At 71.0% G+C, this 20,171-nt stretch carries 19 protein-coding genes and 2 pseudogenes; 4 read left to right on the top strand and 17 right to left on the bottom strand.

Going from position 1 to position 20,171, the window contains the following annotated elements; translation table 11 throughout:
• Together BN159_RS05795 and BN159_RS05800 are read right to left on the bottom strand one after the other, a co-directional pair.
• Window positions 1-465, bottom strand: coding sequence for a hypothetical protein (locus BN159_RS05795; protein ID WP_015655983.1), 465 nt, complete (start codon window positions 463-465; stop codon window positions 1-3).
• A gap of 97 nt (window positions 466-562) precedes the next feature.
• Window positions 563-922, bottom strand: coding sequence for a hypothetical protein (locus BN159_RS05800; RefSeq protein ID WP_015655984.1), 360 nt, complete (start codon window positions 920-922; stop codon window positions 563-565).
• A gap of 194 nt (window positions 923-1,116) precedes the next feature.
• On the opposite strand from BN159_RS05800, the gene BN159_RS05805 reads away from it, so the two are divergent.
• Window positions 1,117-1,575 (top strand): MarR family winged helix-turn-helix transcriptional regulator, encoded by a 459-nt coding sequence (locus BN159_RS05805; RefSeq protein ID WP_015655985.1) that lies wholly within the window; start codon window positions 1,117-1,119, stop codon window positions 1,573-1,575.
• 9 nt (window positions 1,576-1,584) lie between these two features.
• Here the strand turns inward: BN159_RS05805 and BN159_RS05810 are convergent, their stop codons facing one another.
• From BN159_RS05810 to BN159_RS05845, 8 genes and pseudogenes are all read right to left on the bottom strand, one after another.
• Entirely contained in the window at window positions 1,585-2,454 is an 870-nt protein-coding gene (locus tag BN159_RS05810) for a fructosamine kinase family protein (RefSeq protein WP_015655986.1), read from the bottom strand.
• A gap of 59 nt (window positions 2,455-2,513) precedes the next feature.
• On the bottom strand, window positions 2,514-4,232 hold the full coding sequence (locus BN159_RS05815; protein WP_231905575.1) for a hypothetical protein: 1,719 nt from the start codon (window positions 4,230-4,232) through the stop codon (window positions 2,514-2,516).
• Between the two features lie 190 nt (window positions 4,233-4,422).
• Window positions 4,423-5,286, bottom strand: a complete 864-nt coding sequence (locus BN159_RS05820; protein WP_015655988.1) for a trypsin-like serine protease — start codon at window positions 5,284-5,286, stop codon at window positions 4,423-4,425.
• 210 nt (window positions 5,287-5,496) lie between these two features.
• Window positions 5,497-6,393, bottom strand: coding sequence for an IS982 family transposase (locus tag BN159_RS05825; protein ID WP_015655989.1), 897 nt, complete (start codon window positions 6,391-6,393; stop codon window positions 5,497-5,499).
• A gap of 58 nt (window positions 6,394-6,451) precedes the next feature.
• Window positions 6,452-6,691, bottom strand: a pseudogene (locus BN159_RS05830) (hypothetical protein); the annotation flags it as partial.
• Window positions 6,688-8,361, bottom strand: a complete 1,674-nt coding sequence (locus BN159_RS05835) for a tetratricopeptide repeat protein (protein ID WP_015655991.1) — start codon at window positions 8,359-8,361, stop codon at window positions 6,688-6,690. The pseudogene BN159_RS05830 and the gene BN159_RS05835, both read right to left, overlap by 4 nt.
• 85 nt (window positions 8,362-8,446) lie before the next feature.
• On the bottom strand, window positions 8,447-9,634 hold the full coding sequence (locus tag BN159_RS05840) for an MFS transporter (protein WP_015655992.1): 1,188 nt from the start codon (window positions 9,632-9,634) through the stop codon (window positions 8,447-8,449).
• Window positions 9,631-10,209 carry a helix-turn-helix domain-containing protein gene (locus BN159_RS05845; protein ID WP_015655993.1) on the bottom strand — a complete coding sequence of 193 codons (579 nt, stop codon included), beginning with the start codon at window positions 10,207-10,209 and terminating at the stop codon, window positions 9,631-9,633. Before BN159_RS05845 ends, BN159_RS05840 begins: the two co-directional genes overlap by 4 nt.
• Window positions 10,210-10,216: 7 nt before the next feature.
• Here BN159_RS05845 and BN159_RS05850 point away from each other — a divergent pair, with 7 nt between their 5' ends.
• Window positions 10,217-10,735, top strand: coding sequence for a GNAT family N-acetyltransferase (locus BN159_RS05850; protein ID WP_015655994.1), 519 nt, complete (start codon window positions 10,217-10,219; stop codon window positions 10,733-10,735).
• On the opposite strand, the gene BN159_RS05855 is transcribed toward BN159_RS05850, so the two are convergent.
• Complete coding sequence (locus BN159_RS05855; RefSeq protein ID WP_041818855.1) at window positions 10,732-11,343, bottom strand: helix-turn-helix domain-containing protein; 612 nt, start codon at window positions 11,341-11,343, stop codon at window positions 10,732-10,734. The two genes, BN159_RS05850 and BN159_RS05855, sit on opposite strands and share 4 nt — an antisense overlap.
• A 134-nt stretch (window positions 11,344-11,477) precedes the next feature.
• On the opposite strand from BN159_RS05855, the gene BN159_RS05860 reads away from it, so the two are divergent.
• Window positions 11,478-13,076, top strand: a complete 1,599-nt coding sequence (locus tag BN159_RS05860; protein WP_015655996.1) for an MFS transporter — start codon at window positions 11,478-11,480, stop codon at window positions 13,074-13,076.
• 103 nt (window positions 13,077-13,179) lie between these two features.
• Here the strand turns inward: BN159_RS05860 and BN159_RS05865 are convergent, their stop codons facing one another.
• The 6 genes and pseudogenes from BN159_RS05865 to pgm form a co-directional block, all read right to left on the bottom strand.
• Complete coding sequence (locus BN159_RS05865) at window positions 13,180-13,827, bottom strand: tetratricopeptide repeat protein (protein WP_015655997.1); 648 nt, start codon at window positions 13,825-13,827, stop codon at window positions 13,180-13,182.
• A gap of 101 nt (window positions 13,828-13,928) precedes the next feature.
• Window positions 13,929-16,409, bottom strand: coding sequence for a tetratricopeptide repeat protein (locus tag BN159_RS05870; protein WP_015655998.1), 2,481 nt, complete (start codon window positions 16,407-16,409; stop codon window positions 13,929-13,931).
• Complete coding sequence (locus tag BN159_RS46905) at window positions 16,396-16,731, bottom strand: STAS domain-containing protein (protein ID WP_269451011.1); 336 nt, start codon at window positions 16,729-16,731, stop codon at window positions 16,396-16,398. The genes BN159_RS05870 and BN159_RS46905 overlap by 14 nt, the downstream gene beginning before the upstream one ends.
• 72 nt (window positions 16,732-16,803) lie before the next feature.
• Window positions 16,804-17,130 (bottom strand): annotated as a pseudogene (locus tag BN159_RS47535) (STAS domain-containing protein); the annotation flags it as partial.
• Window positions 17,131-17,178: 48 nt separating this feature from the next.
• A complete protein-coding gene (locus BN159_RS05880; RefSeq protein ID WP_041818857.1) occupies window positions 17,179-17,742 on the bottom strand; it encodes a hypothetical protein in 564 nt (187 codons plus the stop codon).
• Between the two features lies 1 nt (window position 17,743).
• Window positions 17,744-19,384 (bottom strand): phosphoglucomutase (alpha-D-glucose-1,6-bisphosphate-dependent), encoded by a 1,641-nt coding sequence (pgm, locus tag BN159_RS05885; RefSeq protein ID WP_015656001.1) that lies wholly within the window; start codon window positions 19,382-19,384, stop codon window positions 17,744-17,746.
• 144 nt (window positions 19,385-19,528) lie between these two features.
• On the opposite strand from pgm, the gene BN159_RS05890 reads away from it, so the two are divergent.
• Entirely contained in the window at window positions 19,529-20,167 is a 639-nt protein-coding gene (locus tag BN159_RS05890) for a class I SAM-dependent methyltransferase (RefSeq protein ID WP_015656002.1), read from the top strand.
• Window positions 20,168-20,171 lie beyond the last annotated feature (4 nt).

Consider the following 20,171-nt stretch of genomic DNA (forward strand, 5'->3'; position numbering starts at 1 on the left):
TCACTCAGGGCTGAACGTCAGCACCTGTGACCAAGGGCTCCACCGGTATCCGGCGCCGGAGTAGGTGACGCGCATGCGCGCGGCGACGCCCCATTCGGCGTTGTCACCCGGATATCTCTCCGACCACAGACGGCCATTCACGCGACGGCTCTGCGGGGACGCGTGGATGCTGCCGGACTGGGCGGGGAACCACCGCGTCCAGTCTCCGTTCTGCAAGGTGCGGTACTGGATCTGATAGCGGACGGAGACGGGACTCGCGAAGTTTCCGTTCACGTATCCGTGCACATCCATGGTGACGATGTTGTTGCCGTCGAGGTCGTTGTCGATGCATGCGGCACCGCGCGCCTTGCCGATGCCTTTCGGACTCCCGCACGCCGCGATGTCCGCGTGCGCCGCGGGTGCCGGCCCGGCCAGCGCGGCTCCGGCGAGTGAGACGACGACACCGATGTATCCGAGCTTCTTCAAAGCCCCGCTCCCATCGTTGAGGACCGGTCGACATGCCTACCCGGCCCTCACACGAAACGCCGCAGGTCGGGGCCGTTTCACACGATGGGGCGACCGCCTAGGGCCGGAACTCGTGCACGACCTCGATGGTGCCGACGATGTGGGCGTTGAACTCGTCGAGGTCCTCGGCGGGTACCCACAGCTCCAGGATCGTCCTGCCGCCCGCCTGCTGGACGGGGTAGCGGCTGAGGAAGTCGGTCTCGACCTCGAAGCGGGTCACGAAGCCGGCGCCGCTGTGCTTGACGTTCCAGTCGAGGGCGATCTTCACCGCGTACTCCTCGTTGAGGACCGGGTAGAAGATCGGCTGCTCGGGCAGTCGCGGGGGCCAGGCGCGCCACCCCAGCTCGCGGACCAGGGCCAGCTCCTCGGGTCCGGTGGGGCGCCAGAGGGTCGTCGTCGCGGGCGGGCGGCTGGTCATCGCGGTGCGCATTCCGTGCGGGGCGCCGGTCGTCGGTGTCGGCCGGTCGAGGATCTTGACGCTAGCGGGAGCGCGCGGGGCGGCGCCAGCGAGTATCGCCAGATAATTGCAGACGGGCTATACTTGCGTACGACGACAATTTCACCGATGACATATCCTGGGTGACAGTCACACCGGACGGAGGAGACGGCCCCATGACCGCCACAGACCCCGCGCTCACCGCGCTCGCCCAGGGCTGGTGCGCCCTGTCCCTGCTGCACGGGCGGATCGAGGCCTACATCGAGCGCGCCCTCCAGTCCGGCCACGACCTCAGCGTGCGCGAGTACTCGCTGCTCGATGTCCTCAGCCGCCAGCACAGCGGTGAGGGCGGCCACCTCCAGATGAAGCAGGTCGCCGACGCGGTCGTGCTCAGTCAGAGCGCCACCACCCGTCTGGTGACCCGCCTGGAGGACCGGGGCCTGCTCTCCCGCTACCTCTGCCCCACCGACCGCCGCGGCATCTACACCGACGTCACCGAGGCAGGGCTGAAGCTCCTCGAAGAGGCCCGCCCCACCAACGAGTCCGCCCTCCGTGAGGCCCTCGACGAGGCGGCGCAGAACCCCGAACTGGCGCCCCTGGTCCGGGCCGTGGAGACCCTCCGCGTCCCCGTCTGAGCGACCGCGTCAGCCCGCCGGAGTCGATCGCGCCGCCGCCAGTGCCTGTTCCGCGTAGCCCCGGCCGAAGAGGACCGCGTGCACCAGGAGCGGGAAGAGCTGGTGCAGCGGGATGCGGGACGACCAACCCTCGCTGAGCGGGACCGTCTGCTGGTACGCCGCCAGCAGACGGTCCAGATGGGGCAGGCCGAAGAGGTGGAGCATGGCGAGGTCGGTCTCACGGTGACCGCCGTGCGCGGCCGGGTCGATCAGCCAGGCATGACCGTCGGCCGCCCACAGCACATTGCCGTTCCACAGATCGCCATGCAGCCGGGCCGGCGCTTCGGGCGCCCCCGCCAGTTCGGGCAGCCGGGCGCAGACGCGCTCGAAGACCACGGCCTCGGCCATGCTCAACGTGCCGCCGTCGACTGCCCCACGCACATACGGCAGCACCCGGTGCTCCGCGTACCAGCGAGGCCAGTCGGCGCCGTCCACATTCCGCATCGGCGCGAGTCCGATGTACGCGTCCCGTGGACCGTCGGGCGGCGGCGCGCCGAACGAGGGGGCGCCCGTGGCATGCAGCGCGGCCAGACCACGGCCGAGCCGCTCGGCGGCCTCGGGACTCGGGCGTCCGGCCGGAACCCGGTCGGTCACCAGCCACTCCTCATCATGCCCGTGAACGGCGGGCACCCGAACCGTGCCCGCCGCCCCCAGCCACGTCAGCCCCGCCGCCTCGGCCCGAGTCGCCCCGGGACCGCCGTCACCGCGCTTGACCATGACCACCCTGCCGCCGTCGAGGGTGACTTCGGCAAGCGTGCCGGACAGCCGCTGCACACCGACCACCGAACTGCCGGTGAACCGGGCCGCGGCGGCTGCCGCTCCCTGAGCTGAATCCCTCATGACGGCAGCGTAGGGCCGCGCCCCGGCACGAATCGCCGTACACGGTCCCCCGCCTGCGACTACCCGTTCGCCTTGACGCCGGTGGCGTCGCCGCCTCCAGGCCCGCCCGCCTCGATGGCGGTGTAGCGCCGCCGTCGAAGGTCTTCGCGTTCGGCGTCCGGGATCGTCATCGACTCGGCGAGCACGGCGGCAAGCGCGTCCACGTGAGTGTTGTCGATGTCAGCGTGGAAGAGCCAACGGGTGTTCTCGTCGCGCGTGATGAGGTCGATCGCCAAGCGCCCGCCCCTCTCCGGTGAGGTGGCTGCTCGGACGTATCGGACCCGGTCGATCGGGATGTCCTGACGGATCTCACCTTGATCGAGGAACGCGTTCGTCTTGGCCGTGACAATGCGGCGATCCGTCACGGCGACCAGTGTCTTTGCCGCGACCTTGTCCCTCGCTGCCGCCAGCTTGTCCTTCGCTCCGCTGAAGATCGCAGAGATGGGACCGAGTGCGTCGAACTGATCAGGGAAGGCGAGGACACGTAGGGTCTCACCGTCCTCGAGGAACCATCGCAGGATGCGAAGGTACGGCTCGACATCCAGTGATTCGGGTGCGCAGACGACGCCCGGCGCCTGGAGCGCAGGGGGCGGCGGACGGAGAGCATCGGCAAGGGGCTCGATCGCCTCAAGAAGTCGCGCGGAGGTCTGGCGGGCCGCATGCGCGTCCCTCCGCTTCCCCGGCAGTGACAGTGCGTCGCGTCCGGGGAGTTCGGCGATGATGCGCAGCTCCCGCGCCAGCGAGTCGACGAGGCTCGTCGTCTCGGCCAGAGCGGCGTCGAGCTCCGTGCGGGTGTCGCGCGCGATGACGTCGACGAGACGCGCCTCGCCGGGGTCCTCGGGTCCAGCGGCTCTCGCCCGCGCGGCGTGGAGCGCCTGATATCCGGTCCATGCCTTGACGGACGACAGGAGGGCGTTCGCGTCGAAGACGACGGCATCGGCGTTCGTCTCGAGGTACTCACGGCGGTGACGTGCGTCGGGCCGATCGATCTGCCCGACGTGGCCGCGGACGTTGCGCCGGTACAGGTCGAGTTGCTTCCTCAGCGACGCTTCATTGCCCGCGACGCTGTTCCACAAGGACGTGGTGACCGATCCGACCTCTCGCGCCTGGTCGACTGCGCGATCGACGGTGGCAACGAGCCCCGTCAGCTCGGCCCACTGCCCGTGGCGGATCGTCGTGAGTACCTGGCTTGTCAGGGCGATGTTGGTCCTGACAAGGCCCGTTATCTCACTCAGCTGCATCTGAAGGGCGACCATGGCCAGCGCGGGCCCGATCGCGGCCACGGTCTGCGCCGCGCCCACCGCGGACGCCGGGATGAGGCGGGCCTGGTGGACTATCTTGCCGTTGAGGAACACGGCTCCGAGGTTCGCGCCGTCCTTGATGGCGAGCGTTCCGCCGGCGTTGAGTACGGCCTGTGTCGCGCTGCTGAACCTGTAGAGCCCCTGCGCGCCGGCGAACGCGCTTCCGAGGTTGCCGGCCACGGTCGCTGTGTTCCCGGTCGAAGCGAGGACCGTGGAGATCTGCCGGCGGTCGGCACTCGGTACGAGCCCGAAGTCGATCAGATCGGGCTTGAGTTCCGCCGGGACCTCACCGAAGACGACAGCAACCCCTGGAAGCACCTCCGCCAGGATCGTCGTTGCCGTCGTGAAGTCGATGTCCGAGTCGGGAATCGGATCGTCCGCAACAGCTGAGTCGGCGGTATTGCTCTGGCCGTTCTCCTCAGGCTCGACGGTCTCCATCGAGTCCGAAGGGTCCTGCATGCGATCTCCTCACCGCGGGGTGCGCAACGGCCAGTCTTCGTCGGCGTTCACTGCCGAATTCTAGGGCTCGACGCGTTGCCGCGCAGGCAGCCGTATGCGCCGGCCGGATACCGGCCGGACGCACACTCTTGAATCCGTCTTCTGCCTGGCGATTCAGCTCAGAGCAGCACTACGGCAGCTTCACGAACGGCGAGAGGAACGCCCGGGCGCCCGGGGTGTCCAGGCGGTACGTGACATTCGTGGCGTAGCACGGAGTGTCGCCGGTGATCGTGGTGGCCGCCAGGATCCTCTTTCCGCCCAGGGTCACGAAGTTGGGGCCGCCCGAATCGCCGTAGCAGGCACCGCCGTTGCCCTGGGGTGCGGTCATGGCGAGGCGGACCCAGGACTTGTTGAGGGCGTCGAAGGTGACGGGCGCCTTCATCCGGACGCCGCCACCCGGGTGGGTCTGGCCGCCCGGACCGCGCACGGCCTCCTGGGTGCCGTAACCGGCGACCGTCCAGTCGGCGGAGTTCAGGTCCTGCGTGCCGAGTTGGTTCGCGGTGGGCAGGGTGGCGGGGGTGAAGCTCCAGCGGGACGCCACCTTGGCCGCGGGCAGTTCGACCACGGAGATGTCGTGGGTGTCGGAGGCGGGGCCCGGGTAGTCGGGGTGGCTGTGGGCGGTGCCCTCGACGGCGACGGCGTTCGCCTGCGCGGCCGGATCGCCCGGGTACTTCGCGGCGGCTGCGTCGAGTGCGGACTGCACGTCCTGGTCCAGGGAGACGTAGAAGCGCACGTTGTCCGGCCAGTCGGTGGTGCAGTGCGCGGCGGTCAGGAAGGTGTCCGCGTCGATCATGGTTCCGGAGCAGACCCAGTCGACCCGGTCCGGGGTGGCTGGGTCGTTGTCGTTGTCCCAGGTCGCGACGAGCGCGCCGACCTCGGTGCGTTCGGGCGCTGGCGTCGCGTTGTAGGAGTTGATGGCCGAGGACGGCAGTGCCGTGGTGAGCACGGCCGCACAGGCCGCCGCGGTGACGGCGGTGGCACGGATCGCTGACAAAAGAACTACCCCTTCTGCATGGTGGGCTCGGGTGTTCTCCTGTGGGAGGTGCGGCCAAGTGAAACGCCTGGGTGGGGTGGTGGCAAGAGGGGCGCGGTCATCGGACCGCGGGGACCCGTGCCCTGGTGACCAGGCGGGCGAGCAGACGGGCGCGGCCCGCGGCGACGGGGCCGAGGACGGCGAGGACTAGACGAGTAGTTCCGATGTGGCTTAGTGGTCGTAAGCGATCAGTGACCTGGTGATGGGTGCGCCGATGGTCCGGTTGTGCCAGATCGCGCAGGTCATGGCGAGGATCCGCTGAGCCACGCGGACGCCGACGCCTTCGATGGTCCGGCCGCCGTGCTGTTCCAGGTCGAGTTGGCCCTTGAGGGTGTCGTTGACCGACTCGATCAGCTGACGGACCGTCTTGAGCAGGGGCTCCGCCGGGTGTGGGATGCCGCGGTTGCGGTAGGAGGGCCGCAGCAGACTGATGCCGCGGGCGGCGAGGAAGCGGTCGAGTTCGGCGGCGATGTAGCCCTTGTCCGCCAGGATCAGCAGGCCCGGCCGGGCGGCGGCCAGATGTGGTTCGTTGTCGATCAGGTCGGCCAGCACCTGCCGGTCGTCGATCTTGGGGTCGGCCAGGGCCCAGGTGACGGGCAGGCCGGCCGGGGTGCACACCAGGTGTAGTTTCAGGCCCCAGTAGAAGCGTGAGTGGGAGCGGCAATAGCCGTAGTTGGCCCAGCCGGCCAGGTCGGAGCGTTTGACGGTCTCACGCGAGCGGGCGCACTCGACGGGCGTCGAGTCCACGATCCACACATCGTCCAGCCACAGGTCACAGTCGGTGGCGAGGGAACGGATGGCCCGCTTGACCAGGCCCAGCGCGGCCCGCAGGCGCTTGTTGTAGGCCGGCCGCTGCGGCAGATACGGGAACATCCCGTGCAGGTGGGCGTGGGCGAAACGCAGCCAGCGGGCCTCGCAGTGGAAGCCCAGTACGGCCTGTGCCACCGCCAGGGTCACCAGCTCGGCATCAGACAGCCGCGGCGGACGCCCACGCCACCGCGGGGTCTTCAAACGGTCATCGACATGCACGTACAGTGCCGTCAAGAGGGTGTCTAAATCGGTCGTCACAACCCGATGTTGGACACCCTCCCTGCGTCCGTGAACCCCGCAATCGGAACTACTCGTCTAGTACGTACCCGGCGATGAACGGGGCGAACTCGCCGCGGGCGAGGAGGGTCGTGGCGATGTCGGCGGCAGGTCCGGGGCCGTAGCCGTACAGCCGGGCCACCCACAAGCCCGCGATCAGTTCGTCGTCGCGCACCTGGATCGCGCGCCCGACCAGCCGGGTACCGTAGCGGGCCACGGCGGCCGGCGCCAGGAGGAACCCGAAGGCCGGCCGCAACCATCGGGGCCGACCCCCATCTAGGCCGAGCAGCACTCCCCCGTGCCGGCGCTCGTGTCGAGGCGGCAGAAGCAGGACGACTCGATCGGTACGTCCGCCAACGCGGCGGCGACGCGGAGCTGTTGGGCGATGATGCCTGCCTCGCTCTCCTTGCCCTGGCGCATCAGGCACTCGTGGAATCCGTGCAGAGCCCACACGTTGCCGGGGTGCTGGCAGGCCCGGGGCAGGGTGCCGTCCAGACCGAGGTCGGCCCGGTAGACCGCCTCCGCCTCCGCGATGCGGCCCTGTTCCAGGAGGAGGGCTCCGTAGGCGTGGCGGGTGGGCTGCATCCACCCCCAGGGCTCGTCGTAGGGGAGGTTGTCGTCGAGGTCGATGGAGCGTTCCAGCGCGGCGAAGGCGGTCTCGAACCGGCCCTTGCGGTACTCCAGTTCACCCTCCAGCATCGCGGCGGCGATGGCGAGGATGTCGGCGCAGGTGTTGTTGAAGAGCATGCGGGTCTCGGGGACTTGGGCCGCCGCCTCCTGGAACAGGCGTTGTTCGGCCTCGGCCTCGGGGACGCGGCCGGTGGCGGAGAGGGCGACGCCACGGGCGTAGTGGATCATCGCGGTGGTCATGCTGTACAGGCCGGGGTCGGCGGGCAGAGGCAGTTGGAGGATCTCGGACCAGCGGCCGAAGCGGATCAGGACATGGACCCGCATGGCGAGGAACGCCTCCAGCCAGTCGGCCATGGGCGGGCTCTGCACCCGCAGCAGCTCCTCCGGTACGGCGGCCTCCAGTTGGTCGGCGGTCTCCAGTGCGACCTGGGACTGGCCGAGGAACATCGCGCCGTAGATCCGGAAGTGGTAATTGTGCGCGCGGTACAGGCTGTAGAAGTTCATCGCGCCGGAGCGCTTGCGGACCTGCTCGTCGGCGAGGATCGCGACGGTGTTGTCGGAGACCACCCGCCGGTAATCGCCGCAGAGCACCTCCAGATGCGAGGGCATGTGGTGCAGGTGTCCGGCGGCGGGCACGAGTCCGCGCAGCCGGTCGGCCGCGTTGAGGGCCACCTCAGGGGTCGGGGACATCTCCATCAGGTGGATGTACAGGTGCAGGACGCCGGGGTGCAGACGTCCGCCGGGCGCGTCGACGACCCGCTCCAGGACCTCCCTGGCCTCGACGGTCCGGGCGCCTTCGGCGGGCTGCCCGGTGCGCAGGTCCCACAGCTGCCAAGGAGTGAGGTTCATCAGCGCGTCGGCGTAGAGCGTCGCGATGTCCGGGTCGTCCGGGGCGAGTTGGTGGACGGCCCGCATGGCGTCTGCGTAGGGCGCGTTCCACACCGAGCAGTCCTCGACGGCCTTCGCCTGCGGATAGCGGGCGCGCAGGGCGCCGATCAGGGCCTGCTCGACCGGGGTGGAGCCGACGGCCTTGGCGTGGGCCGCCTCCACGGCGTCATGGGTGCGTTCGACGGTCCGCGCCAGGTCCCGCTCGTCGAAGAACTCCCAGGGCTTGTTGTAGTTCGGTCCGAGGGCGTAGGCGATGCCCCAGTGCGCCATGGCGCAGTCGGGGTCGGCCGCGGCGGCCTTCTGGAAGCACTCGACGGCCTCCTCGTGGTGGAAGGCGTACGTCCAGGTCAGTCCCCGGTCGAACCAGAGCTGTGCTTCCGGGGATGCGGTGGTGACGGTGCGGCCGTGCGGGCCGAGGTCGTAGTACTCCACGTGTGTCTCCTGACGGTGCCGCCGACTCGGAGATCGGTATTCTTCCGGAGCCCGCCTGGTCTGCCCCGGCTCTCACGATTTTGTCTCACTCGTACGAGGGGCTGGGCGCCGTTTCCCTGACTGATCCGAAGTGCGCGAGCAGCGCGGCGGCGATCAGGGCGCCGAGGGCGACGAGCGTGGTGCCACGCATGCCGATGCCGTCGATCAGCGGCCCCGCGAGGGCGGTGCCGAGGGCGCCGACGGCGAAGTACAGCACCAGGTACGCGCCGCTGAAACTGCCGGAGTTGGCGGGATCGATACCGATCACGACGCTCTGATTGGCGGCCTGCGCGACGAAGCAGCCCGCGTCGAACACCGCCAGCCCCACCGCGATGGCGAGCACGCTGTCCGGGGCAAGGGCGATCAGCAGGACGCCGCTCGCCGCGACGGCCACGGCGACGGTCATCACGGTGCGCGGCCCGCGACGGTCGACGAGGCGTCCGGTGAAGGGCAGTACGGCGAAGCCGAGCAGCCCGGCCAGGCCGAACAGGCCGATGGCGGTGGGATCCAGGGAGTGCGGCGGCCGGGCGAGGAAGAGCGCGAGGCCGACCCAGAGCAGCGTGAAGGCGAGGTACCACAGGCCCCCGGTGGCGACCGCGTGCCGCAGTCGCGCCTCGCGCAGCGGGAGGCGGGGCAGCGCGGCCAGGGCGGTGCGGTAGGGGTCGCGGGCCAGGGGGCGCTCGCCGGGCAGTCGGCTCATCGCCGTACCGGCGCACAGCAGGGCGAGGACGGCGCAGACCATGAGCATCGCGCGCCAGCCGATCAGGTCGGTGAGGGCGCCGCCGACCAGTCGGCTGAGCAGGATTCCGGCGGACAGTCCGGTCGCGACCAGCGCGACGGCGGCTCCGCGGCGGCCGGGCGCGGCCAGGCGTCCGGCGATCACGCTCGCCTGGGCGGCGACCGCGGCGGCGGCGCCGATGATCAGGTGGGCGGCGACCAGCACGGCCGCGTCGGTCGCGGTGGCGGCCAGTACGAGGCCCACGGCCAGGGCGGCGAAGTGGGCGGCGACCAGACGGGCCGGGGCGACGCGGTCGGCGAGGGGCAGCAGCAGGGCGAACCCGGCCATCGAGCCGGCGAGCGCGGCGGACGGGACGAGGCTGATCGCGGAGAGCGGGACGTCCAGGTCGGCGGCGACGACGGTGAGGGCGGGCTGGAGGGTGTAGTTGTCGGCTATCGCCGTACCGGCCATGGCGGCCAGGAGGGCGGTGGCGCCCTTGCGCGGGATGTGGGTCATGGCCGGTCGGTCCGGCTGAGGACTACCGCGTAACGGCAGGCGTCGGCACCGGTGTTGGCGAAGACGCGCGGGGCGGGCTCGCCGAGTTCGATGATGTCGCCCGGGCCAAGGTCGTGGACGGTGTCGCCGTCCTGGAAGGTGAGCCGTCCCTCCAGGACCCAGACGAGCTGGTGGAGGAAGGCGAAGGCGGCGGCCGGGTAGGGGACGCGGGCGCCCGGCGGGAGATGGATCTCGGCGATCTCCGCGGGGAAGCGCGGACCGGCGATCTGGCGGCGCCGGTAGCCGGTCTCGGGGTCGGTCCACTCGACGTCCTCCGCGAGCCGCCGCACGCCCGCCGGCACCTCGGCCTCCGGGGGCGCCTCGCCCTCCGCGAGCAGCGATGCGACGCTGAGCCGGAAGGCCGCGGACAGCTTGCCGAGCACGACGGCCGTGGGGTTGCTCTCGCCGCGCTCGATGCGGTTGATCATCGCGCGGGAGACCCCGGAGGCGTCGGCGAGCTGGGCGAGCGTCCACCGGCGCCGCTCCCGCTCGTCCCGGATGCGGGTGGCGATCCGCTCCACGAGAGGATCTATCATATTGGACATGATTCCAATATACGAGACGCAAGGGGGCGTGACGGTCCGGTCGGCCCGGCCGGAGGACACCGAGGCCGTCGTCGCGATCCGCAACCACGCCGTCGAGTACTCGACGGCCCTGTGGACGCAGGTTCCGCACACCCCCGCCGAGGGCCGGGCATGGTTCGGCGACCATCTCGACCGGGGCAGCGCGCTGGTGGCGGAGGTGGACGGCGAGATCGCCGGCTACGCGGCGTATGCCCCCTGGCGGGCCCTGGAGGGCTACCGCCACACGGTGGAGGACTCGGTCTACGTCCGCGCCGAACACCACGGCCTCGGCATCGGCGGAACCCTGCTCACCGCGCTGATCGCCCGGGCCCGCGCCACGGGCCAGCACAGCATGATCGCCGCCATCGAGTCGGGCAACGAGACGTCGATCCGGCTCCATGAGCGGCGGGGGTTCGAGCACGTGGGAACCCTGAAGGAGGCCGGGACGAAGTTCGGGCGCTGGTTCGATCTGACGTTGATGCAGTTGCGGCTGGGCTAGGGAAGGTCGCGAGAGCGGGCGAAGCCGTCGGCCTTGCCGCTGTCGTCGATGTCACGCTGGTGGCCGCGACGGGCGTCGCGGTCGAAGATGCCCATGATCTCGCACGGGCCGCCCTCGGCCCCGATCGCGTGCGGCATCATCGTGGGGAACTCGGCGGCCTGGTTGGTCTCGACGCGGAACCGGCGGTTGCCGAGCATGAGGATCGCGGTGCCGGACAGCACGACGAGCCATTCGCGGCCGGGGTGGGCGCGCATGCGGGCGGGATTGTCGAGCGGCGGTTCGGTCATGCGCTGACGCATGACACTCATACCGGGGTCGCCCTTCACGGGCCAGCGCATGAGGCCGTGGGTGCCGTCGATCATCGGGCTGATCACGACGTCGTCGGCGGCGTTCTCCACGAGCTGGTCCAGGGTGGTGTCCAGGGCGCGGGCGAGGGTGACGAGCTGGTCCAGGGCGAGGCGGCGCTGTCCGTTCTCGATCCGGCTCAGCGTGGACTGGCTGAGGTTGGCACGGGTGGCCAGTTCTTCCAGGGACCAGCCCTGGGCGACGCGCAGTGCGCGGATCCGTTTGCGTACGAGGCTGTCCAGCGCTCCATCTTCTTGCGTCATAGGCAAGATGGTATGCCTCTGCCGCAGTGCGGGCTTAGCGTCGACGGAGCGCGCGACCTCCTGCTTCACCACCCCTTTGCGACCGGCCCTGCGTCAGTGGGCTGGTTCCGCATGCCCCTTTTTGAGAGGAAAGTATGAGCAGCAACCAGCCTCCCCAGTCGGCGGCCGTACCCGTCGGCGGCGGGGGTACGCCGGATGCTCGTCAGCTGCGGGCGATCCTGATGGCCGTCTCGATCGCGCTGATGGCCGTCATCGCGTCGGTGTCCGGTCTGAACGTCGCCCAGACCCACATGGCCGTCGAGTGGGGTGCCTCGCAGACCACTGTCCTGTGGATCATCAACATCTACACCCTGGCCCTGGCCGCCCTGCTGCTCCCGCTCGGTGCGATCGGTGACCGACTGGGCCGCAAGCCCATGCTGATCACCGGACTGATCATCTTCGGCGCGGCCAGTGTCGTCGCGGGGCTCGCCCCGTCGGCCGCGGTGATGATCGGCGCCCGCGTGGCCGCGGGCGTCAGCGCCGCGATGATCATGCCGATCACGCTGGCCGTCATCACCTCCACGTTCCCCGAGGAGGAGCGGGGCAAGGCGATCGGTGTGTGGACCGGTGTCGCCGGAGGCGGCGGAATCCTCGGCATGTTCCTCTCCGCGTTCCTCGTGGACGTCGCGGACTGGCGGTGGCTGTTCGTGCTGCCCGTGGCACTGGTCGCCGTCGCGCTGGCGATGACCCTGAAGTCGGTGCCCAACTCCCGCGAACGCTCCGCCCATTCCTTCGACACCATCGGTGCGTTGGTGTCCACCGTCGCCGTGATCGGACTCATCTTCGTCCTGCAAGAAGGCCCCGAGCGCGGCTGGACCGACCCCGTCTCCCTGATCAGCCTGGCCGTCGGCGTCGTCGCCGCCATCACCTTCGTGGTCTGGGAGCTGCACCGGCGCGATGCTTCCCTGCTGGACGTACGCCTCTTCCGTGAGCGCGGCCTGGCCGGCGGCTCCCTCACGCTGCTCGTCGTGTTCGGCGTCCAGGCCGGCATCGCCGTCGTCCTCTTCCCGTTCTTCCAGGCCGTGTTGGGCTGGTCGGGCCTGCTGTCCACCGCGGCGATGATGCCCATGGCCGTCATGATGATGACGGCGTCCGGCCTGGCCCCCAGGATGGCCGCCAAGATCGGCGCCCGCTCCACCATGACCGTGGGCATCGCCCTGTCCACCCTGGGCCTCGCACTGATGGCGCTGTTCGTCTCCGTGGACGACGGCTACCTGTCCATCCTCCCCGGCATGCTCGCCATGGGCATCGGCATGGGCCTGTCGATGACGCCCTCCACCGAGGCCATCACCAGCTCCCTGCCCCGCGCCAAGCAGGGCGTCGCCTCCGCCCTCAACGACGTCACCCGCGAATTCGGCACCGCTTTGGGCGTCGCGATGCTCGGCGCACTCCTGGCCAACGGCTACCGCGGCGCCATCGACGACAAACTCGGCGGCATCCCCCAACAGACTGCGGACACCGCACGCGAGGGTGTCGCCAACGCCGTCGAGGTGGCCCCGAGCACCGGCAGCCATGCCCAGGACCTGATCCACACCGCGCAGCAGTCCTTCGTCGACGGCTGGCAACAGGCCATGTGGGCAGGCGTCGCCGTCATGGGCGTGCTGCTGGTGTACGTCGCAGTTCACGGGCCGAAGGGCTCAGCCCCCGCCGCCACGGACGAGGCGGAGACCGCGGAGACGGTCGCCGTCCGATGACCGCGTGACCCATGGGCGGATCACCCGTCAGGCGTCAGGCATCGCGCTGCTGCGATGCCTGACGCCCCAGCACCCGCCCAGCATCCGCCCTGGAACCGCTCGTCTATGAGCGGATGTGCGTGCGCGCTTGCTCGATCCACCCCGATACGGCCTTGGCACCGCAGCTCTCGGCCACCGACTGGGCCTCGTCGAGGTGGCGGACCGCCGCCGATGGGTCGCCGGTTTCGGCCGCGAGGTAGGCCAGTGCCACCAGGCCGGCCGCCTCCCCCGGCCTGAAGCCGATCTCCCGGCGCAGGGTCACCGATTCGGTCAGCCGCTCGCGGGCCTGGTCAAGGTTCCCCGCGTCCTTGTCGGCGAATCCGAGATGGCGAATCGCGTAGGACATCGTCTTCCGGTCGTCGACGGACTTCGCCAGCGCGTACGACCGCTCGAAGTACGGCCTGCCCGTGGCGCCGTCGCCCTTGACCACCTGATGCCAGCAGCCGACCCAGAACAACGCGTCCGCCTCACCCGAGGCGTCCCCCAGACGCGCGTACAACTCGGCTGCCCGCTCGAACAGCACCAGTTCCTGGCTGTTCTCCTCGCGGTCGTCGAGGAAGCGAACGTGCAGCAACTTGCCCCGCGCCATGGCGAGCGGCGCCTCGACCGCGTCCAGCACGTCGTCGCACCGCTCGAGCGCGGACGCGTCCCCGCCGAACATCGCCGCTTCGAACAACTCTCCCGCACGTTCGACCCAGTCCTGCCCATGCATACTCGGACCCCTCCCCGTTGGACGCCGGCAGCCCCGAGGCTATCTCCATGTCCGCGGCGGTGAACGGGAATTGCATTGCCCATGGAGCGGCTCGGCGCTGCCTAGAGGCTGAGCCCCGTCCTGCGCAGTCGCTCCGCTGTCTGCGCCGAGCCGGCGCGCGGTGTCTGGGCAGCCAGTGCCGACAGCAGGCCCTCCCAGGCGTCGGGGAGGCCCGCGTCCACGGCTGAGCGGTAGGCGTCGCGGGCCTCGGTGGGGCGACCCTGGGCAAGGTAGAGGGCGCCGAGTGCGGCGTACGCCTCGGTGTCGCCCGCTTCGCAGCCGCGGATGTAGGCGCGCTCGGCGGCGGCGGTGTCGTCCTGGGCCTCGCGGACGCGGCCCAGTGCGGTCCAGGCGTCGGTGGCACCGAGCGCCGCCGCCCGTGACACCGCGCGCCTTGATCCCTCCCGATCACCCGACCGCTCCCGCATCCGGGACAGGGCGGCCCACGCCGCCGGGGAGCCTCGGTCGGCTGCCAGGTCGGCGGCGCGTTCCGCGCCCTCGGGGTCTCCGGCGCGTTCGCGGCCGCGGGCCAGGGTGATCCATGCTTCTACGTCACCGGCTCGGGCCGCCTCGGCAGCGGCATGGGCTGCGCCGGTGTCGTCGCCGCGTTCCGCCCGGTCCTCAGCCAGGGCGGTCCAGGCCTCCGGGTCGCCGGTGCGTACCGCCTGCGCGGCGGCCTCCTCGGCGGCGGTCCGGTCGCCGTCCGCCTCGGCGAGCAGGGCCAGTTCGCGCCAGGCCGCGCCGACGCCGAGGGCTGCGGCCTCTCGGTGGGCAGCGGCGGCGCCGGACAAGTCGCCTGCTGCGTGGCGCAGTTGGGCCAACTGGGTCCAGCCCTCGGGGTTCGCGGCGGCCGCGCCGCCGGTGGCCGCGGCCACGGTCGCCGTCCGGTCACCGAGCGCCCATTGCAGCCGCACGAGACGGGCCCAGGCCTCGGTCACCCCGGCCTCGGCCGCCCGGGTCGCGTGTTCCACCGCCTTCGGCAGGTCTCCGGCGCGTTCGGCCGTCTGGGCGAGCCCGACGTGCCCCCAGCCGTCGCCGACGCTCACCGCCTGCTCGAACGCCTTCGCCGCCGCAGGACCGTCTGCCGCGCGCATCCGGCCGAGCGTCCGCCAGGCGAGCGACTGCGCCACCGCCGGGGCCCGGGCAGCCACCTCGTCAGCGCTGCCCAAGTCGCCTTCCTGCTCGCAGATCCGGGCCAGCGCGGACCAGGCCCACACATCGCCCGCCTCGGCCGCACGCAGGTAGGCGCGTCGGGTGCCCGCCCGATCGCCCTCGGCCTCGCGCGCCACCGCCAGAGCCACCCAGGCGCCGGGGTCCGTGGCGGCTGTCTCTTCCGCGGCGGCCTGTCCGTCGGTGGTCTCCCGCAGTACGGCCCACTCCGCGCGCGCCCGCCCGTGGCCCTGACGGACGGCCATGTCGTAGAGCGTGGCGGCACAGCCGTAGCGGCGGCGCTGTTCGGCGGCCCGGGCGAAGGCGTGGAGGTCGTCCGGGGTCCTGGCCCAGGCGGCCGCAGCCCAGAACTCGGCGGGGGGCGTGCGGTGCGCCCTGACCCGGCGGATGTGCTGCTCCAAGTAGTCGTCCGGGCGGTAGCTGTCAGGGTCGCCGACCCCCGGCTCGTGCCGCTCGGCGATCAGTGGTGCGGGGCCGCCCGCGCTTGCGGTGAGCGAGCCGATGGCCGCCGGAAACCACTCCTTGCCCGCGGTTGCACGGGCGGTGGAGTCCATGAACCCAGCCGCGGCCTCCATCAGCAGGCGGGCCGGTACGGCACTGGCGTGACCTAGCCTGCGTGCCTCGGCGGCGGCGGTGAGCACGGCATGCTCGGCCGAGGTGAACCACTGGTCGGGCCCCATCTCCCAGCGGCGGACCAACTCCGGTCCACCGGTGAGATGCTGAAGCACACGGTTGCCGGGGCCCGCTGCGCGGACGGCAGCGGCGAGGCGGGGGTCTCGGGCGGCCGCCGCGGCGACTTCCGGGGAGTCGACGGACAGGGTGTCCGGCACCGCGATCCGGGTATGACGCCCCGTCAACAGGGCGTGAGTGTGTGCGAACTCGTCCTCGACACCGCGGGTTCTCTCCGTCAGCCGCCGCAAATGCTCCGGCCACATCGTGCCCACCACGGCAAGCGGCGCCACCTCGTCGAGCAGCCGCACCAGGGCCCGCGCGGCTCGCTCGCCGACGGCGCCGCTCAGGCAGCGCTGTGCCTCGTCGAGCCACAGCACGGTCCGCGGGGCGACGTCGGCCGCGGTCAATTCGTCGGCGTCGGTGGGGTACAGCACGGGCCAGTCGGGCAGGACCGCCTTCACCGCCTCGTACGCGGCACGGGTCTTGCCGCTCGCGGACCGACCCACCAACAGGACGAACACACCGCGGTTCGTGGCCGCCGACCGCGCCAGCAGTCCGCGCAGGGTCTCGTCGTGCGGGCGGAGCAAGTACTCCGTCGGCGGCAGGTCAACGCCGTCGTCGAGACCGGGGGCGGGGTGAACTCCGAGGCGTACGGGATCCCACTGAAGCGCGGTACGCAGGCGGGCCTCACCGTCGGGCATGTGCACCGAGCACCTCTCGGCCGAGGAACTCGACGGCCGGATCGACGGAGCGGAAGATGGGAAACACTTTCGTCAGTCCGGTGATCCGGAACTGCTTGACCGCTGGTTCGTACGGCACAACCAGGGCCAGCGCTCCTTCAAAGGCCCGGACGTACTTCAACGCACCGACGATCACACCCAGTCCCGTGGAGTCGAGGTACTCGACCTCCGTCAAGTCGATGACGAGAAAGTACCTGCCTTGCTTGATCAGATCGACCAGCACCTTGCGGAGCCCCACCGAGGTGTAGACATCCAGGTCAAGCATGACCTTCACCAGAGTGATGCTCTCCGAGAGGTGCTCGTAGGTGTGCCGACCCGCCCGGACGACGTCCCCCTCCTCCGCGCCCGCCACGGTGTCGTGGATGCGATAGGACCAGGTCGGACCGGCCTTGGGCAACGAGTTACGCAACCGCTCACTGGTGACCACGACCGACAGCCTGGCGCCCTTGAAGTGCGCGCGCTTGAGGCCCCCGACCAGAACGTCCAGGGCCACACTGTTGATGTCGTCCATCCCACTGAGGTCGGCGATCAGGGTCCTTCGTCCCTGCTCGGCCAACTGCACCATGACCTTGCGCAGTTCCCACGCACAGTTGACATCGACCGTGCCGCCTGGACAGTCACTCTCCACCCGCACGACGGTGACGGCATCGCTCCGGTCCTCGTACGACACCTTCAGCTGCACCAGGCCCCCTCATCTCAGGCACCGTCGATCGTAACCGCGCCGCATGCGCTACACAGGAGTCAGTGCAGCGCGAGCCGCCTCCAGGAACGCCCTTTGTGTCACCGGGTGTTGGGGACCGAGAGCACTCGCGGAGAGCGAGTTCCGCAACGCCTCCGCGGCCACCGTCACCGCCTCCGGCCCCTCCAGCCGTACGACATTCAGCGCCTCCCCCACCGCGCCCATCGCCACGTCGTACTCCCGCCGCCGCGCCGTCTCCTCCGACGTCCCGATCGCTGACTGCCAGGCAGTCAGCGCCAGTTGGGCGCTGTCCGTCCGGCTCAGAAACGTCACGTACGCCGCCCGCCGCACCGCCCGCTGGTTCGCCAGCGTCTGCTCGGTCAGTGTGCGGCGGGCCACGTCCAGTTGGGCCGTTGCCTGGAGTTGGCCCGCGTCCCAGGCGGCGGCCGCCTGTTGACGGCCCGCCTCCCATGCCGCCGCGGCCTGGCGCTCGCCCGCCGCCCACGCCGCCGCGGCCTGGCGCTTGGCGGCGGAGAGGGTGAACCACCCGGTCAGCCCGCCGCCGGCGATCGCGGCGCCCGCCGCGACCAGCGCCGTCACCACCGCCTCGTCCACCTCACGCGTCCAGCGCCGCCAGCACCACCGACCTGGCCTCCTCCTGGACCCGGGCCAAGTGGTCCTCGCCGAGGAAGGACTCCCCGTAGATCTTGTAGACGTCCTCCGTGCCCGAAGGACGGGCTGCGAACCAGGCGTTGGCCGTGCCGACCTTGATGCCGCCGAGCGCGGCGCCGTTCCCCGGAGCCTCCGTCAGCACCGACGTGACCGGGTCTCCGGCGAGGGTGTCGGCGGTGACCTGGCTCGGGGACAGCTTGGCGAGCAGGGCCTTCTCCTCGCGGGACGCCGGGGCGTCGACGCGGGCGTAGGCGGGGGCGCCGAAGCGCTCCGTGAGCTGCGTGTAGTGCTGGGACGGGGTCTTGCCCGTGACCGCCGTGATCTCGGAGGCGAGCAGGGCCAGGATGATGCCGTCCTTGTCGGTGGTCCACACCGAGCCGTCGCGGCGCAGGAAGGACGCGCCCGCCGACTCCTCGCCGCCGAAGCCGAGGCTGCCGTCGGACAGGCCGTCCACGAACCACTTGAATCCGACCGGGACTTCGACCAGCGGACGGCCCACGTCCGCCGCGACTCGGTCGATCATGCTGGACGACACCAGGGTCTTGCCGATCCCGGCCGCCGTCGGCCACTGCGAGCGGTGGGAGAAGAGGTACGAAATCGCCACGGCCAAGTAGTGGTTGGGGTTCATCAGGCCGCCGTCCGGGGTGACGATGCCGTGGCGGTCGGCGTCGGCGTCGTTGCCGGTGGCGATGTCGTAGCGGGCGCGCTGCTCGATGAGCGAGGCCATGGCGTACGGCGAGGAGCAGTCCATGCGGATCTTGCCGTCCCAGTCCAGCGTCATGAAGCGCCAGGTGGGGTCGGTGAGCGGGTTGACCACCGTCAGGTCCAAGGCGTGTTCGTCGGCGATGCGGCCCCAGTAGGCGACTGACGCGCCGCCCAGCGGGTCCGCGCCGATGCGCACTCCGGCGGAGCGGATCGCCTCCAGGTCCAGGACCTGCGGCAGGTCTGCCACGTACGTGCCGAGGAAGTCGTAGCGGCCCGTGCCGGGGGCGGTCAGGGCGCGGGTGTACGGGATGCGGCGTACGTCCTTCAGACCGCCCGTGATGATCTCGTTGGCGCGGTCCTGGATCCAGGAGGTCGCCTCGGAGCCGGCGGGGCCGCCGCTCGGCGGGTTGTACTTGAAGCCGCCGTCGGCGGGCGGGTTGTGGGAGGGGGTGACGACGACGCCGTCGGCGAGGCCGGAGGTGCGGCCGCGGTTGTGGGCGAGGATGGCGTGGGAGACCGCCGGGGTGGGGGTGTAGCCGTCGGTCTGGTCGATGAGGACCGTCACGTCGTTGGCCGCGAACACCTCCAGCGCCGTGATGCGCGCGGGCTCGGACAGGGCGTGGGTGTCGGCGCCGAGGAAGAGGGGGCCGTCGGTGCCCTGGGCGGTGCGGTACTCGCAGATGGCCTGGCTGGTGGCGGCGATGTGGTCCTCGTTGAACGCCGTCGCGAGGGACGAGCCGCGGTGCCCCGAGGTGCCGAACGCCACCCGCTGGCCGGGCTCGGCCGGGTCAGGGTGCAGTGCGTAGTACGCCGTGACCAGCCGGGCCACGTCGATCAGGTCCTCGGGCCCGGCGACCTGTCCCGCTCGCTCGTCCTGCATCTTCCCGCTCCTCCGCAAGGGTTCGATCGTCGGTCAGGCCCTCATTCTCCCCTGCCGGGGGCGTGCGGACGCGCACGGCCGCCGTTGTGGCCCGCGTCCGCCGGGTGCGACTATGCGGGCCGACGAGCGAAAGGGAGACCCGACGTGCCGCAAGAGGACCAACGCCCGCCCGCCGCCGTGCTGTTCGACACGCTGGGCGCCGACTACGAGAAGGCGTTCGCGCACGCCCCCGGGCATCTGGCCGCACTGGAGTGGCTGATCGGGCGGCTGCCGGCCGCCGCGTGGACGCTGGACGTGGGCAGCGGCACCGGACGGCCCACCGCCGCGGCGCTCGCCGGAGCGGGGCACTCCGTGGTCGGCATCGACGTCTCCCCGGTGATGGTGGAACTCGCCGCCCGCCAGGTCCCCGACGCCCAGTTCCGCCGGGCCGACATCCGTGAACTCCCGCTGGAGGAGGGCTTCTTCGACGGTGTGTGCGTGTTCTTCTCGCTGCTCCAGATGACCCGCGCGGAGCAGTCCGCGCTGCTGAGGCGGCTGGCGCGGGCCGTCAAGCCCGGTGGGCATCTCGTGGTCGCCACCGTGCCCGCGGACGTGGAGGACCTGGAGATCGTCTTCATGGGACAGCCGGTCCGGGCGACGAGCTTCGCCGAGGAGGACTTCACCGCCATGGTCGAGGCGGCGGGGCTGACGGTGCTGTCCAGTGACAGCACCGTCTTCACCCCGGACCATCCCGGCGCGGGGCCGGAGCCCCACCTGTACCTGTACTGCCGTCAGGAGCGCTGAAGCC

The organism is Streptomyces davaonensis JCM 4913, from assembly GCF_000349325.1.
Classification (GTDB): Bacteria; Actinomycetota; Actinomycetes; order Streptomycetales; family Streptomycetaceae; genus Streptomyces; species Streptomyces davaonensis.